9 protein-coding genes and 1 pseudogene are annotated in these 17778 nt (G+C 57.3%); 1 reads left to right on the forward strand and 9 read right to left on the reverse strand.

Features of this window, described 5'->3' with window-relative positions; genetic code table 11:
* The first annotated feature begins 192 nt into the window (after positions 1–192).
* Positions 193–2046 (forward strand): LuxR C-terminal-related transcriptional regulator, encoded by a 1854-nt coding sequence (locus K3T82_RS30240; protein ID WP_220197235.1) that lies wholly within the window; start codon positions 193–195, stop codon positions 2044–2046.
* A gap of 252 nt (positions 2047–2298) precedes the next feature.
* Here K3T82_RS30240 and K3T82_RS30245 read toward each other — a convergent pair whose 3' ends face one another.
* The 9 genes and pseudogenes from K3T82_RS30245 to K3T82_RS30290 form a co-directional block, all read right to left on the reverse strand.
* On the reverse strand, positions 2299–3228 hold the full coding sequence (locus K3T82_RS30245) for a DUF1702 family protein (protein WP_236031668.1): 930 nt from the start codon (positions 3226–3228) through the stop codon (positions 2299–2301).
* A gap of 5 nt (positions 3229–3233) precedes the next feature.
* The gene (locus K3T82_RS30250) at positions 3234–4229 is read right to left on the reverse strand and encodes a DUF1702 family protein (RefSeq protein ID WP_220197237.1); all 996 of its coding nucleotides are present in this window, start codon (positions 4227–4229) and stop codon (positions 3234–3236) included.
* A 27-nt stretch (positions 4230–4256) separates the two neighbouring features.
* Positions 4257–5555: a cation:proton antiporter domain-containing protein gene (locus K3T82_RS30255; protein WP_220197238.1), complete on the reverse strand. Its 1299-nt coding sequence runs from the start codon at positions 5553–5555 to the stop codon at positions 4257–4259.
* A gap of 75 nt (positions 5556–5630) precedes the next feature.
* A pseudogene (locus K3T82_RS30265) lies at positions 5631–6574 on the reverse strand (DUF1702 family protein).
* Entirely contained in the window at positions 6571–7530 is a 960-nt protein-coding gene (locus K3T82_RS30270) for a DUF1702 family protein (RefSeq protein ID WP_220197241.1), read from the reverse strand. The pseudogene K3T82_RS30265 and the gene K3T82_RS30270 overlap by 4 nt, the downstream one beginning before the upstream one ends.
* Before the next feature lie 94 nt (positions 7531–7624).
* A complete protein-coding gene (locus K3T82_RS30275) occupies positions 7625–13333 on the reverse strand; it encodes a type I polyketide synthase (RefSeq protein WP_220197242.1) in 5709 nt (1902 codons plus the stop codon).
* Positions 13323–14225: a thioesterase II family protein gene (locus K3T82_RS30280; protein WP_220197243.1), complete on the reverse strand. Its 903-nt coding sequence runs from the start codon at positions 14223–14225 to the stop codon at positions 13323–13325. The genes K3T82_RS30275 and K3T82_RS30280 overlap by 11 nt, the downstream gene beginning before the upstream one ends.
* Positions 14222–15943, reverse strand: a complete 1722-nt coding sequence (locus tag K3T82_RS30285; protein ID WP_220197244.1) for an NAD(P)/FAD-dependent oxidoreductase — start codon at positions 15941–15943, stop codon at positions 14222–14224. The genes K3T82_RS30280 and K3T82_RS30285 overlap by 4 nt, the downstream gene beginning before the upstream one ends.
* Entirely contained in the window at positions 15940–17679 is a 1740-nt protein-coding gene (locus tag K3T82_RS30290; protein WP_220197245.1) for an NAD(P)/FAD-dependent oxidoreductase, read from the reverse strand. Before K3T82_RS30290 ends, K3T82_RS30285 begins: the two co-directional genes overlap by 4 nt.
* Positions 17680–17778: the final 99 nt, after the last annotated feature.

Genomic DNA, 17778 nt, shown 5'->3' on the forward strand with positions numbered 1-17778 from the left:
TGCGAAGACTTCGTGGATATCTCAGGCTTATCCTTTTTCTTGAACCACAGGATATAGATGTTTAATAAGCAAGAGAGCAGCTTCTATGTTCTGTATCCCAAAACCTGGCACCGTGTCTGATGCTATAGCATCTAAGCGCAGAGCTGGTTGGCGGATAAGGCCATAGGGCGAGTAGTAGTAAAAGGACGACCTTTGATTAAGCCAATGAAAACTCTTCAAATTCACTTGCCTGAGAATGAAGGAGTTCAGCGTGTCTGTCCTTCTCCTCTCTTCACGGAGCGGTATCTTCCCATTCCTCTGACCGAGCTGATTGGTCGTGAAAAGGAGGTCGATACGATCTGCGCTCTTCTCCAACAGCCAGCGACACGCTTATTGACGCTCACGGGCGCGGGAGGCGTTGGCAAAACCCACCTCGCGCTGCATGTGGCCCATGAAATGAGTCTCATGTTCGCGGATGGCATCTGTTTTGTCTCACTGGCCTCTGTCAATTCAGTCGATCAGGTTTTGCCTGCCATCGCTAGCGCGTTTGATCTGCCATCCAGTCAATTTACCTTGAGGCATATTCAAACGCTACTGCATGAGCGAAACTGCTTACTTCTGCTCGATAATTTTGAACATATCGCGGGCGCGGCTCCTCAGTTAAAAAGGCTACTCTCCGCCTCGCCTCAATCGAAAATTCTGGTTACCAGCCGTACGATTCTCCGGCTTCAGGGGGAGCAAGAGTTCTATGTGAAGCCGCTACCTATGCTCGAACTTTCGCCTCTCCCCTCTTACGAGGAGCTTGCCAGAATGCCAGCGGTTTCGCTCTTTGTGCGGAGAGCGCGTACCGCTCATCCCGAATTTGAGTTGACCCGCGAGAACGCCTTAACGATTGCTCAGATCTGCAATCGCCTGGATGGACTTCCTTTAGCGCTGGAACTGGCGGCGCTACGTATTAAGCTCTTTACGCCATATGGACTCCTGGAAAGGCTAGAGAAGCGGATTTCATTTCTGACTGAGGGACCTTGCGACGCGCCCGAGCGGCATCAATCGCTACGTAAAACGATAGAGTGGAGTTATCACGCCCTCAACCAGGAGGAGCAGCGACTCTTCCGCCATCTCTCCATTTTCGCTGGCAGCTATTCACTGCATGCCATTGAGGCCATCTGTGGGGCCAATAACAAGTATGAGGCGACACTGCTTGATACGCTCTCCTCTCTGCTCAATCAAAGCCTGCTGTACCGCGAAAGGTCAGCCACGCAGAAGGAGTATCGCTTCACGATGCTAGAGGCTGTGCGAGAGTATGCCTCGGAATGCTTGCAGAACAGCGAAGAGAAGGAAGAGGTCGCGCAGGCTCATGCCGAGTATTACCTGTCCCTCACCCAGATCATGGAATTTAAGAACGACAGGGAAGAAACACTCCAATGGATCAGGCGGGAATTTGAAAATCTGCGATCCTCCTTTAGCTGGTTTCTGTCTTCGCAAGAGAGGGAGCAGGCGCTCAGGATGCGCATTCTTGAGTTGCACTCGCCTCAGGCACAAGCAATCTGCTTTCTGGTCATGGGGGCCATTCTCGCGACACAAAAGCGCTACATCTGGGCCATTCGCCTGTGGGGAAAAGCCAGGGCGCTCACCAAGGAGAGGGAGGAGCATATTAAGTCGCGTCCCTACGAATGGTTACGCTCAATTCTGGGCGACAACCCTTCCTACGCGCAGATGCTTGAGACAATCCAGATGCAATTCGATGAGCGGGATTTGGCTACCGCGTGGACCGAAGGGGAGTCCCTCTCTCCCAAACAATTGCTGGCAAAACCGGAGTCGTCTATGGTTCACACATCGTCCGCACCCTCTGAAAAAGAGACCGTTCCTTACTTCCAGAGGCTCACGCCACGCGAGCGGGAGGTGCTACGGCTGCTGACTCTGGGCCTGAGTAGCGCGGTCATCGCGAGGCAACTCTTCGTCAGTCTCACAACAGTTAATTCGCATGTGCGTACAATCTATAATAAGCTCGGGGTCTCCTCACGCAGTGCCGCGACCCGTTACGCTCTGGAGCATCATCTAGTGTGAAGCTGCCGCTGCTAAAGCGACGCGGCTACATATGGGGGTGCCGCTGCTAAAGCGACGCGGCTACATATGGGGATGCCGCTGCTAAAGCGACGCGGCTACATATGTATCTCTTTTCCTATTGGAAGGCGGGATGGGGGATTGCGTTGGCTAAAGCTCAACGCTTACACACGGGATCATTCTCTCCCATATGTAGGCGCGGAGCTTTAGCCCGCGCTTTACGGATCTCCCATCCCAGGTTCGCCCTGATGGGCTTTAGCGAAGACTCAGGGCGGAGAAGTGCTCTTGCATACGCTCGTGCCAGATTTCATAGGCTGGTTTGTGCATATTGAAGGGCAGGTTCTCCTGAGCGGAGTTGGCGACATCGGCGGCCTGTCGAGCGGTGAGACGACCAAAGATCTGACACGCCATCTCGGTGTGCTCCGCCATGTTGCCAGCGCGCAGGCGTCCCTGGGAGGCAACCGCCGCGCCACTGGCGAGCAGGGACCGGTAGGGATGAGCAATCTCTAGCAGGTTCTCGACCTCCTCGCGAGTCGCGCCCCCGGCGTAGGCGCAGGCCGTGCCCACGCCACTCCAGATGTCGGCATGCCGCTCCCGTGGATACGCGGTGACGATAGAGGTCACCAGATCGACCAAGCCGCCACTTGAGAACCAGATGCAGCGCCCAAGCCCCTGGTCAAAGAGGCGGCGAGCATATGGCGAGAGGTGCGTTGGAACGGCTCGTTGATCGACGTACTTGCGACGGCGGAAAAAGCCTTCGTGGAAACCATAGCCGTCAGCAACGACCCACCCTAGCAGCGGGTCGAGGCGCGTGAGATACTTTTCGGGGTCCTTGTGCAAGCGCGCGAGCGCCAGCCCAACACCTACATAGGTAGGGTAGATGTGAGGTCCGGCGGGTCCGTCGATAAAGGCCGTCAGGCGATCCTTCCAGGGCGCGATTATATCCAGGGCGGCGATGCCCATGCCCGCACCCTCGTAGGCGAAGCCGTGTAATTCGGGCGCGAAGGCCGTCAGGCGCGGCACAAGCTTCTCAAAGCGACTATCTTCCAGTGTGGCATGATAGCCCTCCACAAGCGAGTGCGCGACTGGCTGGAATCTCGTCCACGCCTCTGGAGCGAAGCCCGGACGACTAAAGACGGCTCTCTCCGATGGAATGCCGAAGAGGGTTCGGCTGATTTTTCCCATTATCGTCACGATCTTTTCTCCTGTCGCTCTAGCTGGCCCACCGTAGAGGTCGCGAACTGCTCCGCCAGGCGCTGACGCCAGATCTCATAGGCCGGCTCACGACCATCCTTCGGCAGATTCTGGCGAGCGACGTTCGCGATTTGAGCGACGAGCGCGCCAGAGAGGCCACAGAGGACCTCGCAAGCAAGGTCCGTATGGGGCGCGACCTCGCCTGTCTGCATACGATAAGTAGCCGCGACCGCCGCACCCGCGATCATCTGGGGTGCGTGGGGTCCCGCCGCATCGCGCAAGGTCTTGATCGCCTCGCGATCAACGACGCCTGCGGCATAGGCACAGGCTAAACCAATGCCTCCCCACAGGTCCCCGTGCCGATTTTCTGGAAAGGTGCTAATAGTCGAGACGATGCGCTCGACGTTGGCACCGGTTGAGAACCAGATACTACGCCCCAGGCCGTGATCGAAGGCGCGTAGCCCATAGCCTGTATCGGTGATCCTCGCTGGTAGGCGGTGCTGATTGACCGCACGCTCTCCATTGAAGAAGCCCTCATAGAATCCGTAGCCATCCATGACAAACCAGCGCAAAAAGGGGTCCAGAGTCGCTAGAAAGCGTTTCGGTCGAATCGGGGCCCTTGGCAGAACCAGCCCGGCACCAATGTAGAGCAGCCAGTCATACGCAGCACCAGGGCCAGCGATGAAGGGCATGAGGCGCTTCTTCCAGGGTCCCAGGCTGTCAAGTAGCATGAGCCCCATGCCAGCCCCCTCATACGCGATGCCACGGAAATCGCCTTCGAGTGAGTTCAAGTGTGGTACCAGAACTTCAAAGCGGTCGTCGTCGAGGGTCGTTTTAAATCCACCCACTAGATGACGGGCTACAGGCTCAAATTGCAGCCAGATCTGGTCCATGTCATCATTCTGCCCATAGCGCTCAGTCGCCAATTTAGGAAAATCATCGGACGAGAGGCGGAAGAAGGGCTTCAACAACTTTCCGAATGTCAGAGCCATTGTATTGTCTCCTTTCACTGAGCGTTTTTATACCTGGACTTCGGCTGGCGTCTCAGTCTTAATAACATCCTCGCCTTTAACGACAGCACGCTCCCTTCTATAGCGTCCATAGACGAGTTCGAAGAGTGGGGAGGACATCAAGGTCGTCGCAATCGCCATGAGGACAAGCATGGTGAAGAGCGTGGGGGTAATAACACCCTGCTGCAAACCAATGTTGAGCAGAATCAACTCCATAAGCCCACGCGCGTTCATCAGACTACCAATCGCCAATGCTTCGCGAGGTGGCTCTTTGTTCAAGAGCGCGGCAGCCCAGCAGGCTACGCCCTTGCCAAACACAGCAATGACAAAGATCAGGATAGCAACTCCCCACAACAACCAGCTATTGACCAGACCCAGGCTCGTATTCAGACCAGAGTAGACGAAGAACAGGGGTAGCAGGAAGTTGGTAACGAGCGGCTCCAATGTGGTCTTCAGGTATTTGGAGAAGAGGCCGCGAGGCATAGCAACGCCCAGGATGAAACCACCGAAGATCGAATAGATACCGATAGTATCCGTGACCCATCCGGCAAGCATCACCAGGAGTAACACAAACGCCAGCATTCCCCCGGTCATCCCACCGCGTCGTTCCGTCATCTTGCCCAGGACACTCAACATGCGCTTCCCTACGGTTAACACACTCACAGCGTAAATGATCCCACCACCAACCGCGAGCAGGGCTATCGTCATATTTTGCTTGAAGACAGCGAGGACAACGGCGAGAATACACCAGGAGATTGCATCGTCCGAAGAGCCTGCCGCCAGGGCCAGTGTTCCCAGAGATGTTCCCGATAGGCCGCGCTCATAGATAATGCGAGCAAGCATGGGAAAGGCCGTCACAGCTATGGCAGCCCCCATAAAGAGCATTGACTCGGCAATAGCGACTCCTGGTCCGAAGAACCCGGTCTGATTCACCAGCATGTAGGCAAGCAAGGCTCCAAGGGTGAGCGGAGCTATAATGCCAGCTAGCGAGACAGATACGGCGCTACGAAGGCGGCTGCGAATGAGATTGGTATCAAACTCGACGCCGATCAGAAACATATACAGCACCAGTCCCACCTGGCTGACAGAGTACAGGATGCCCATTGGCGCGCCTTTGGGGAAGACCATATGCTGCAGATCGGGCCAGAAAAGGCCGAAAAACGAGGGTCCCATCAAGACGCCCGCGATCATTTCGCCAACGACCTGGGGTTGACCAATCTTGCGCGCCAGGAAACCAACCAGGCGACAGACGCCTAATATGACGGCGAGTTGCAGGGTAAAGAGGATCGCCAATTCTGAGTTAGACATGTTCTATCCCTCCGTAATAAGTATGGTAACACCGCTTTATCATGCTTTGATCTTTATACAGCAAGTACTTTTTCTCTAACCTACTCCGTACTCTACTAAAGCTCCTAGTTGCGCCTCTATGCGCTCTCGCCAGATTTGGTAGGCAGGTCTGGTATCGTTGGTTGGGATATCCGCATACGCGGACTCAACCATTTGGGAGGCTTCCTCAATCGTGGTGTTGCAAAGCACGCTAGAGGCAATCTCAGCGTAGGGCGCGGGCGTATGAGCCAGGAGGCGAGCGTGCGCGGCGATGGCGACGCCTACCGCGAGCTGCGAGAGGTGCGGTCCGACGGCGGCACGCAATTTCTCTAACTCCTCGCGACCTACCCCCCGGTATACCCACAACCAAGCCCGACACCGCTCCAGAGAGCGGCATGCCGCTCTTCGGGAAAGGAGTTAATGGTTGCGGCAATCTGGTCGACCTTCGCGCCACCAACAAACCAGATGCTACGCCCGATGCCGTGGTCGAAGACACGGCGACCATAGGCTGAGAGATGGCTGGGAACGATCTGCTTCTCTATGGCCTGCTTTCGGGAGAAGAAGCCCTTGTGGAAGCCATACCCGTCTAAGGCGATCCAGCCAACCACCGGGTCCAGGCGCTTGAGGAACTTTTCAGGCTGGACATGCACTCTCGCGAGCGCGAGACCAGCACCGATATGGATGGCGTAAGGATAGGGAGCACCTGGGCCAGCCAGAAATTCCTTGATGCGATTCCTCCAGGGCAGCATGCAATCCAGGGCCATGAGGCCGATACCCACACCTTCGTAGGCATAGCCTCGCAGTTCTGGATCAAACTCGTTCATCCGAGCAACCAATACATCGAAGTCGCTATTCTGAAAGGTAAGATGACAGCCCTTTGTGACAGAAGAGACAACGGTCCCCAGGCGCAAGGCCGCTCGCTTGTCGCCTGTGCTAAATTCGGTCGATTCTTTTTGAGAGACGCCGAAGAGCGGGCGCAAGATTGCTCCGAAGACGCTCATTTCAAGCCTCCTTGTTGCTGATAGGCGGAAGTAGTGAACTTTGCCAGGAGTCGCTGTTGGATCGTTTCAAACGCGATCTGTGGACTCTCGGCAGGCAAATCTAGAAAGGCGAGGCTGGTCTGGTGAGCGGCCTCTTCCGCTGAGAGTCCACAGAGGACCTCGCAGGAGAGGTCAGTATGAGGCACTTCATTACCTGCTCGCTGCCGCCCCTTCGCGACAAAGGCCGCGCCTACCGCCATGTAGTTCGCGTAAGAGCCCGCGACCTGGCGCAACTTCTCGATCCGGGGACGTTCCAGTCCTCCAACATAGGTTGAGCCAACGCCAACGCCAAGCCAGAGGTTGGCCTGTCGCTCAGTTGGAAAGATTTCGATCATCGCGGCGACCCGCTCTATCCTCGCGCCCTCTGTAAACCAGATGCTACGTCCCACCCCCTGGTCGAAGATGCAACGCGCGTAGGCCGAAAGATGGGATGGGATGGCTTGCGCCTCCACATAGCGCGGGCGGCGGAAGAAGCCTTCATGAAAGCCATAACCCTCCAACATAAGCCAGGAAACCGAGTGGTCCTTCATCTTATTGATAAAGGGTTCTGGCTTTCGGCCTAGCCTCGCGAGTGCCTCGCCTGCTCCGATGTGGACCATATACAAATGCGGCGAGCCAGGGCCTTCGATATATTCCTGAAGGCGGTTCTTCCAGGGCATCATACAGTCAAGCCCTGTCAGCCCCATTGCCGCGCCTTCATAGGCGTACCCGCGCATCGCGAGCGGCACCTTGTCCAGTTGAGGGACAAGCTTCTCCAAACGGCTGCTGTCGAGGGTGGCGTGATAGCCCTCAAGCGCTGAAAGCACTACGGCTTCCAGGTGGGGCAGGTCCTCGCTATCCTGCGCGATAAAAGAGGTTGCTTCCTTGGGAGAGACCCCTATGAGAGATCTTTTCAGCTTGCTAAGAGAAATTGCCATGCCTTCCTCCTTCATGGATTGCGTATAGTTCTGCGCCTACATATGGGCTGGGTAACCTCCGCGCGGGGGTCGGCCCGGCGCGGAGGTGGCGGTTTTATACGTTGGCTTCGCTATCGAGGCTTTGTTCCAGTTCAGCGAGCAAGCTTTCGATGTCTTCGTTCTGTAGTTCGGCTAGTGTCTGTTCCAGGTTGTCTTCGGGTCCCTGTTCCAGTTCAGCGAGCAAGCTCTCAAGATCCTCACCGTCTGCACCCTCGACCAATTGCTGGATTTCTGTGAACGAGTCTGCATCTGCTCCGGCTGTAGGCTCACCCGCGAATTGGAGAGAGGCGAGAAGGCGCGTAGCCAGTTGAGCTATAGTCACATCTTTGAGCAGTTCCAGAACGGAGATTTCGGTTTTCACGCTGGCTTCGATCCTGTGCTTGATCTCGATGGCTAGCATCGAATCAAGTCCAAGGCTGGTCAGCGATTCCTGGGGACCAAACTGGGTAGCGTCGAGTTGAAGGACGCGCGCGACCAGTCCTTGCAGGTGGGCAATCAGCATGGGCTGGCGCTCTCCTACTGGCGCTTCGCTCAACTGCTGCAAGAGCGACCCATCATCGCCCTGTCCTTCCGTAGCAGCGGCATCCTCGGCTTGTTCCAGCAGTTGCGAGAACATGGGAGGCATCGACTTCATTGGCGATGTCTCGCGAGCTGTCGCCCAGTTCGCCGAAATCACCGTCAGGTGAGCGGGTCGTTGGTCCAGCACACGGGCCAGGACTTGCGTTCCAACCTCCGGCGTGATCAGGTCGATGCCGCGCCGGGTGTAGAACTGCTCCAGGTTGAGCTGTTGCACCATACCTATGGACCAGGGACCCCAGCCGATACTCATAGCAGGCAAGCCAAGCGCGCGGCGATGGTGCGCCAGGGCGTCCAGGAAGGCGTTTCCAGCGGCATAGTTGCCCTGACCTACAGAGGCGATGACCGAGCCCGTTGAGGCGAAGAGGACGAAGAAGTCCAGCGGGGCATCTTTCAGCAGGCGGTGCAGTAGCCAGCCACCATAGACCTTGGGGCGCAGGACACGTTGGAAGTCCTCGGTGGTCATACGCACCATAAGCTCATCCTTAACGATGCCAGCAGTGTGGACAACACCACGGATGGGGGGCCAGCCTTCTCGCTCATAGTCGCGCAGGAAGGTGGTAAGTTGCTCCTCATTCGCGGCATCCGCCACTGCCAGATGGACCGTCGCGCCCAGGGCTTCCAGTTCGCGAATGGCCTCAATCTGGCCCCGCTGGGGATGATCGACTCCGATGCTTTGCCATGTTGAGCGCTCAGGCAGGGCTGTGCGTCCCATGAGGATCAGTCTGCGTGCGCCCTGCGTCGCCATCCAGCGCGCGACCAGCAGGCCCAGATTTCCCAGACCACCAGTGATGAGATAGCTCCCATCGACGCGGAAGGATGGCGGCATGGCAGGTGTGAGGTGCGCGCTTTGCACCATGCGCATGATGTAGCGCTGCCCAGCGCGGTAGGCAATCTGGTCTTCCTGGGAAGGCTGGCTCAACTCGTCGAACAGCGAGCTTGCCTGCTCCTCGATAGAGGTCTGGTCCAGGTCGATCATTCCGCCCCACATGTTGGGGAACTCCTGATGACCGATCACGCGACCCAGGCCCCAGACAGGTGCCTGCGAGACCGCCAGGGGGCGAGCCTCTTCTCCTACGGCTTGCGCTCCGCAGGTAACCAGCCAGACGCGAGGGGACTGCGACCATCCACTCTGCGCAAGGGCCTGCATCATATACATGATGCTCAGGGTGCCATTCGCTTGATCCTGTTCCAGGGTTACAAGCGGAGAGTCCTCTTCAAAGGTAGCATCCAGGTTCCAGAGATGCGCGACGGTGGAGAAGGTAGTTTGCTCCTTCTCGGTCAGGGTCGCGACGAGTTGCTGGAACTGCTCCGGCACGGTTGGATTCAACGCATACTGGCGTGCATCATGTGAGCGCAATTCGGTCACATCGGCTCGCGTCACCGTGACATGCGGAATCCCTTGGCGCTCAAGACGCTTGACAAGCTCTGTCGCGACGCCGCTCTGATCGGCGAAGATGAGCCAGCTTCCAGCCTGGGTCGCGCCCTCCGTGGCATCGCTCGGCTCGCTTGGGCGCTCTTGCGGCTGCCACTCTAGCTCATATAAGCCGCGATCAATGCGCTCAGGACTCTGACTCATAGAGGCTTCCAATGATTGCGCTCGGAAGCCAGTAATCGTCGCCAGGACATTCCCTTGCAGGTCTGTAACCTCGATATCGCCAACGACGACCTGACTATCGGCTTTGACGACCCGAGCGACCGCGCGCATCTGCTCCATCGGAGGCGCGAAGATGCTGATACGATCCACACCAACCGGCAGGTACGGTGAAATGGAAGGCTGGTTGGTAGCCGTCGCTTGCGATTGAGTCGCGATCAGTAATACCTGGAAGGCCGCGTCTACCATTGAGGGATGGAAGGCATAAGCATCCAGGTCGGACTCAATGGAAGCGGGAACTTGCAGGTGCGCGAGCGCGACGCCTGAGCCAACCTCTAAGTGCTCGATAGCCTGGAAGGCTGGCCCATACTGGAAGCCCATCTGGCGCGTGAGCGTAAAGAACTCGTCCCTTGTCGTTTGCGAAGTACAGCTCTGACGGATCGCCTTGAGGTCGAGACGAGGCGTGCTCTCACCAACCGGAAGCTGACGCAGTTTGGCGGTCGCGTGTAGCGTCCAGCGTGCATCTCCGCTGGCATCGGGAACGTAGCTAGAGATTTCGACAAGCGCGCGCTCAGGATCGAGTACAGTCTGAATGCGCGGATCAGAAGTGTCGGGGAGGAAGAGCGCCTTGCGGAACTGTAATTCCTCTACGGCATACATGCCCTCGCCAAAGACCTCTTTAGCGGCTGCCAGCGCCATCTCAGCATAGGCCGCGCCAGGAAGCAGGACACTCTCCTGAATGCGGTGATCAGCAAGGTAGGGCAGCAGCCAGGAGCTTATCTCACACTCCCAGGTTGGATGCACAGCCCCCATACGCTGGCCCAATAAGGGGTGAACCTGAGTGAGGAAGCGGTCCTCATGGGCTTCGAGTGACTCAGTCCAGTAGGTTTTGAACTGCCAGGGATAGAGAGGCAGGCGCACGAAGCGTCCCGCGTGCTCGTTAAGGGTTGCCCAATCAATTGGGTAGCCCAACGTATAGAGCTTGCCAAGCGATCCGAGCATAAAGGAGCGATCCTCCTCATTGCGCCGGAGCGAGGCGACGACATGGCCTTCCTGTCCCTGATCGGTGAGCAGTTCGTCAATCGAGTGGGCCAGGACGGGATGCGGGGCAAGCTCAACGAAGACGGTATAGCCATCTTGAATCATCTGGCTCAGGGCCGATGAGAAGAGCACCGTAGAGCGCGCGTTTTGCCACCAGTAGGCAGCATCCGCGCCCCTGCCGTCAATCCGTGTGCCAGTTACCGTCGAATACAGGGGACGTGTGGCATGTTGGGGCCGCAGGTCCGCCAATGAAGCAAGCAGCTCCTCGCGAATTTGCTCCACAAACTGGCTATGGTAGGGTACGCTGCCTTGAATGAAGCGGTGGAAGACCTGGAAGGTCTCTAGCTGCTGGGCATAGTTTTCAAGCACTTTGATGTCGCCTGAGATCGTTACGGAAGCGGGAGCGTTGATGGCGGCGACCGAGACGGGATCATCTTCGCCTAGCACAGCCTTGCTCAGGGTTTCATAGGACATACCTATCGCGAGCATCCGGCCCTGTCCACTATTGCGCTGTTGCAAGCGGCTATGATGGTAGACCAGCTTTACGGCATCCTCGAAGCTCAAGACCCCCGCCAGATAGTGCGCGGTGAACTCGCCCGTACTATGTCCGATAAAGGCGTCGGGCTCGATGCCCCAGGAGCGCCAGAGGTCCGCCAACCCAATCTGTAAGGCGAAGTTCGCGGGTTCGGCGACCTCGGCATCCGCCATACGCGAGTTCTCTTCGGTAACGGCGAACTCGTCCAGAAGCGACCAGCCAGTATAGCGCTGAAGCTCGGCGGAACAGCGCTCAATGCTAGCACGGAAGACGGGCTCGTTCTCTAAAAGGTCGCGACCCATCGCCCACCATTGGGGACCCATGCCGGAGCAGACAAACACGGTTTGCGGTCGTCCGTTGGGCGCGATGCGTCCGTTTGTGGTTCCCTGGCGCGGCTCCTCGGCGAGGTATGCGTCAAGAATGCTGACCGCGTCGGCCTTTGAGCGAGCGGGCAGGGCCATCCGGTGGTCGTGGTGGCTACGACGCTGCGAGACGGAATAGACGATATCATGAAATTGCTCGTCGCTGCTTGCCAGGAAGGAGCGATAGGATTCCGCCATGGCTCGCAAGGCTTCCGCGCTTCGAGCCGAGAATGGCAGGAGGTAGGGACGCTCTTCCCGCTCGCCGTCGCTCTCGCCAATTGTTTCCGCTGGCGCTTCTTGTAGGACGACATGGGCATTGGTTCCGCCGAAGCCAAAGGAATTGACACCAGCCAGGGCGGGACCATCGCTTTCAGGCCAGGCCTCAAGCGTGGTTGGGACGCGTAGCTGTAGCTCGTCGAAGTGAATGTCGGGATTGGGGATGCGCAGATGCAGGTGAGGCGGGATCTGGCGATGCTTCAGGGAAAGCGCGGTTTTGACCAGCCCCGCTACGCCAGCGGCGGCCTCCAGGTGTCCGATATTGGTCTTTACGGAACCGACCAGGCATTCTTCGCCTTCCGGGCGTCCGGTGGAGACGACGGTGCCGATGGCGCGAGCCTCCAACGGATCGCCAACTGGCGTGCCTGTGCCGTGGGCCTCCACATATTGGATCTGGCTCGGCAAGACATTCGCACGCTCGTAGGCTTGACGCATGGCTGCCTGCTGCGCCTCTGGATTGGGAACCGTGATACCTGTGGTGTGCCCATCCTGGGTAACGGCGGTCCCTCGAATCAGGGCGTAGATCGGGTCGCCATCGGCCTGAGCCTGCGCCAGTGGTTTGATGAGCACGACACCAGCGCCCTCGCCTCTGGCGTATCCATTAGCCGACGAGTCAAAGGTTTTGCTGCGTCCATCGGGCGCGAGGAAGCCTGCCTTTGATTCGGCGATGGTCATGGTGGGGGCCATCATGGCATTGACGCCACCCGCGATAGCCAGGGAGCATTCGCCGTTCCAGATACTCTGGCAGGCCAGATGGGTCGCGACGAGTGAGCCAGAGCAGGCCGTATCAATCGCCATGCTTGGACCGCGAAAATTGAAGACATAGGAGATACGATTCGCCAGAATCGTCATCATCATGCCTGTAGCTGAGTGCGTCTGCAACTCATAACGGCTGTACACGCCGTAGTTCTGTAGCAGTTGATAGTCCAGGGTAAAGCCGCCGATGAAGACGCCTGTATTGCTGCCCGACAGGCGGTCAGCAATCAGTCCCGCGTCCTCCATCGCTTCCCATGTCACCTGAAGCAGGAGGCGTTGCTGTGGGTCTAACCACATGGCCTCACGCGGGGAGATGCCAAAGAATTGGGCGTCAAACTGGTCGAGGCGCTCCAAATAGCCACCCCGAAATGTACCCATCTTACCGGCTTTTTTCCCTTCGGGATCATAGAATTTTCGTACCTGCCACCGATTCTCCGGCACCTCTCTGGTGGCGTCGACTCCGGCGCACAGAAGATCCCAGAAGGCTTGCGGGCTGTTCGCTTCGCCTGGGAAGTGACACCCAATACCCACAATCGCGAGTGGCTCACGCGTGGCGACAGGTTGAGCATCGCTAACCTGTGAAGTCAACGCGGGATCATGCCCAGCGTCTTTTTCAGTACGCATAGGAACCCTCCTGACGTGTTTTTATAGCAGAACTAAATTCACTAACACTCCGCGCGAGATCATTAGCGAAGGCGCTCATCAAAAGATCTGGCGCGCTATGGAGAAAGAGGTGCGGGCCTGGAAGCATCATGAGCGACGTAGGCGCGGTGCTATGGATTCGCCAGTCGTCCAGGTCAACCTGATTCACGCGTACATCATCTTGTCCACCGTATAGGGAAAATGGGCAAGAGAATGCGGGTTCACCCTTGAACTGATAGGTGTCGCAGAGTTCGTAATCCGCTCGCAGTGTAGGCAACATAGCCTGCATTAATTCCGTGTTTTGCAGCACTTGCTCTGGGATACCGTCCGCGCGCATGACCACTTTGAAGACCTCATCCGGCATGTGATAGATCTTGATGTTGGGATTGGGCAACTGGGGCGCGCGAAAGGCTGCAAAGCCTAAATGGACTGGTTGCTTCTTATAAGTCCTGCGCAGTTCGCGAGCTAACTCAAAACTGATCAGGGCTCCCATGCTATAGCCGAAGAAGGCAAAGGGCCGGTCCAGGTATGGCTGGATGACACTCGCCAGGGTCTGAATCAGAGTGGTTAGCTGCGTGTAGACTGGTTCCCCGATGCGATTCTCACGGCCCGGAAGTTGAATACCGCACACATCCACATCCTCAAACGCTCCATCCGCCCATGAGCGAAAGACCGAGGCCCCCCCACCAGCATAGGGGAAGCAGAACAGGCGTAAGCGGGCCTGATCGTTGGGTCGATAGCGCACGATCCACTTCTCAGAGGGTGAAGGCTTCACCATATTCCGCTGATTAAGCTGTTTTCGTTTGAGTTGCTGAATGAGCGCCGCCTGTTTCTCTGAAGGCAGCGCCGCGATACGTGTGGCAAGATCTGTCATCTGACAACCTCTTGTTTCTCTTGAAGTACTCGGCCCAATGTCACCCAACCACCCTCAATCGGGGCCGTCTCGGCTTCAGCGTCATAGAGCGTGATAAGTTCCTGCAAGAAGGGATCTTCCTGCCAGCGCGCAACCTGATTGCGCACCTCTTCACTGTCCGAGCGCTCCAGGCAATCCTGGATGGCCGTTTTGATAAGCTTGCCTGCTAAGCGCTCAATGAAGCGCACATTCGCGGCGAAGCGGGTATCAAACTCATCGTCAGCGATCTCAGCCGTCATGCCAATATGGAGATCAGACGTAAACTGATAATCGTAGTAGCGAATGAAACCGTCAGAGGCATCCTGCTGAGCAAAGGCCAGCCAATCACGGAAAAAGGCCTGAACGTGCTCGCTTAGAACAGAGAAGCGCAACAGGTCAAACGGGATGGTTGGCGAGTCAGAGAAGGTGCGCAACTTGTCATGGAAGTAGAGCAAGCCCGGAATGGCCCAGTAGACAGCAGTATCCCAGAAGACCTTGGCGACCATGATCTGCGCGTTGCCCATCAGCGAATATTGCTTCTCATAGGTGCTCAGCCAGGAAGTGGTGAAGAGCAGCATGAGCTGGTTATGCGTCGCCGCGAGGTCTTCGACATCCTCTCCGTCCAGGTACTTGCTGACCATGTCGCAGACCAGGCCATTGCTAATAGCGATGAGGTCACCACCCGGCGAATAGAGCGGGTCTAGCGAGATGCCAGCTTCGCCAGTGAGGCACCAGCGCTCATCGGAATAGAGCTGCTCGCAGCTATAGGAGTAATCCCGCATTACACGGAAGTCCTGAATCTGCTCCCGGTGCTCCTCCACTGTCTGAGCCAGTTGTGGCTCATGCTCATGCAGCCAGTTCAGCGCTCGCTCAAAAAGGTTGAACCCCTCGAAGGGATGCATATTAGCGTCTGCCACGATACCAATGCTTGTCGAATTCGAGGCGAGTGGGATGAGCCAGATCCAGTAGCCTTGCCCCATCAGGTGATTGGTTGAGAGGCGACGATCTCCCTGCTTAATGCGTCCCCGCCACTCTGGATCATTCGACCAGTCGTTTACACTAACGGGGTAATTGACGCGGAACCAGGCGGAGTTAGCGTGGTGATCGACCTTCTTCGCCAGTCCAAGCTGACGCTTGAGTAGCGAGCTACGGCCCGTGGCGTCCACGACCCATTTCACGTTGATCTCGCGCGCCCCCTGTTCCCCGTCAAGGCGCAGATGGTGCGTCTCGCTCCGGGGTCGCAAATCGAGTTGCTGTACCTTGGTGCCATCTAGCAAGGTGATCCCTCGCTCTGGAAGCATCTGACTCAAGGCGTTCTCGAAGCGTCCGCGATCCAGTTGGTAGGTGCCGACAATGGGCGGTGGCAGGACGGCGTGACCAAGCTCGATGCGGCGCGTGATATCCTGGTTGTCTCCGGTGCTGAAGAACATGCGTAGCCCAAACTTGCGAAGCTGCTGCGTCTGCAAGTGCTCTTCAAGCCCCAGGACATCGCGCAGATAGTGACCAGAGATCTCGACGGTGGACTCGCCGACCTTGTGCGCGGCTTCGGGAACCGGGAAGCGCTGCTTCTCTATCACGACGATACTGGTTTCGGGCCGGGCCTGTTTCATCTGCAAGGCCAGAGTCAGACCTGCCTGCCCCGCTCCCATGATCGCTACGTCGTACTCAGTTGCTTGCGTTTGCTGTTGAGAATCTGTCATCGCGTGATCTCCTGTTTCTCGCGCTCGCTCTGGTATCCCAACGTTATCCAGCTATTATCAATCGGGTTGGTCCGCTGCTCTTCCTCATAGATCGCGAGCACTTCGGCGATGAAGGGCTCTTCCCGCCACTTCCGAATCTGCTCTTGAGCGGCTTCATCCTCCACGCGACCTTCGTGCTTGTCGATAACGGTCTGGACAAGCTGTCCGGAGAGTTGCTCTAGCAGGCGCGCATTGATCGCGAACTGCGCCTCAAGCTCGTCATCCGGCAGGTTTGCCGCCATTCCGTTATGGAGGTCCACCAGGAAATCCATGAGCGAATAGGGGTCGGCGAAGGTATCGGTAGCCTCTGGCTGGTCGAAGCTATGCCACTCGCGGAAGAACTGTTGCACGCGAGTATGCAGGTTCCAGCAGCGATACAGGTTCGCCAGGGCTCCATCACTATCTCCCAGGCGGCGAATCTTATCATGGAAGAAGAGCAAGCCTGGAAAGGCCCAGTAGATGATGGTGTCCCAGATGACTTTGGCGACCATGACCTGCGCGTTACTCATCAGTGGGTATTGTTTCTCGTAAGCGACCAACCAGACTTCGCTGAAGATGAGGAAGATCTGATTGTGGGCGGCGGCTAGGTCCTCGATATCCTCACCGTCAAGGTACCTGGTTACCAGATCGCACGTCAGACCATTACCTATGGCGATGAGGTCGCCACCCGGCGAATAGAGCGGATCAATGGCGACGGCGGCCTCACCCGTGAGGCACCAGCGCTCTTCGGAATAGACCTGCTCACAGCTATAAGAATAGTCGCGCATCACGCGGAAGTCCTGAATCTGCTCCCGGTGCTCCTCCACTACCTGAGCCAGTTGCGGCTCTCGCTCATGCAGCCAGCTCAGCGCTCGCTCAAAGAGGTTGAAGCCCTCAAAGGGATGCATCTCGGCGTCCGCCACGATGCCTATGCTCGTCGAGTTCGAGGACAATGGAATGAGCCAGATCCAGTAGCCCGGCCCCATGAGGTGGTTGGTCGAGAGGCGGCGCTCGCCATTGGTGACGCGTCCCTTCCATTCGGGATCATCGGACCAGTCGTTGATGTCTACCGCGTAATTGACGCGGAACCATGCGGAGTTAGCATGGTGTCCGACCTTCTTCGCCAGTCCAAGCTGACGCTTGAGTAGCGAGCTCCGGCCCGAGGCATCCACGACCCATTTCACGTTGATCTCGCGCTCTCCCTGCTCCCCGTCAAGGCGCAGGTGGTGCGTCTCGCTCTGGGGTTGCAGGTCGATCTGCTGGACCTTGGTGCCGTCGAGCAGGGTGATTCCTCGCTCTGGGAGAAGTTGACTCAGCGTGTTCTCAAAGCGTCCGCGATCCAGTTGATAGGATGGCAGGGGGGCTTCGGCGATTTGTCCATACTCGACACGATGGGTAATATCCTGGTTGCCTGCGGCACTGAAGAACATGCGTAACCCAAACTTGCGGAGCTGCTGGGTCTGCAAGTGCTCCTGAAGACCCAGGATGTCACGCAGGTAATGGGCCATGATCTCGACGGTGGACTCGCCGACCTTGTGCGCGGCTTCGGGAACCGGGAAGCGCTGCTTCTCTATCACGACGATGCTGGTTTCGGGTCGGGTCTGTTTGATCTGCAAAGCCAGGGTTAGACCCGCCTGTCCTCCGCCCAGGATCGCTACATCGTACTCGTCCAGAGTGGTTTGTTGCTCTTGAGTGGTGTTCTCTGTCGCCTCACTCATCAGTAATTCACCTTTCTTCATCTTGCGCGTGCTCTTGGATAACAGGTATGCTCAATCTAGCAGACAAAATCGCTTGCTTCATTTACCGCTCTATTACCA

Origin of the sequence: Ktedonospora formicarum (assembly GCF_016587355.1) — a bacterium.
In the GTDB taxonomy this organism is placed as follows: Bacteria; Chloroflexota; Ktedonobacteria; order Ktedonobacterales; family Ktedonobacteraceae; genus Ktedonobacter; species Ktedonobacter formicarum.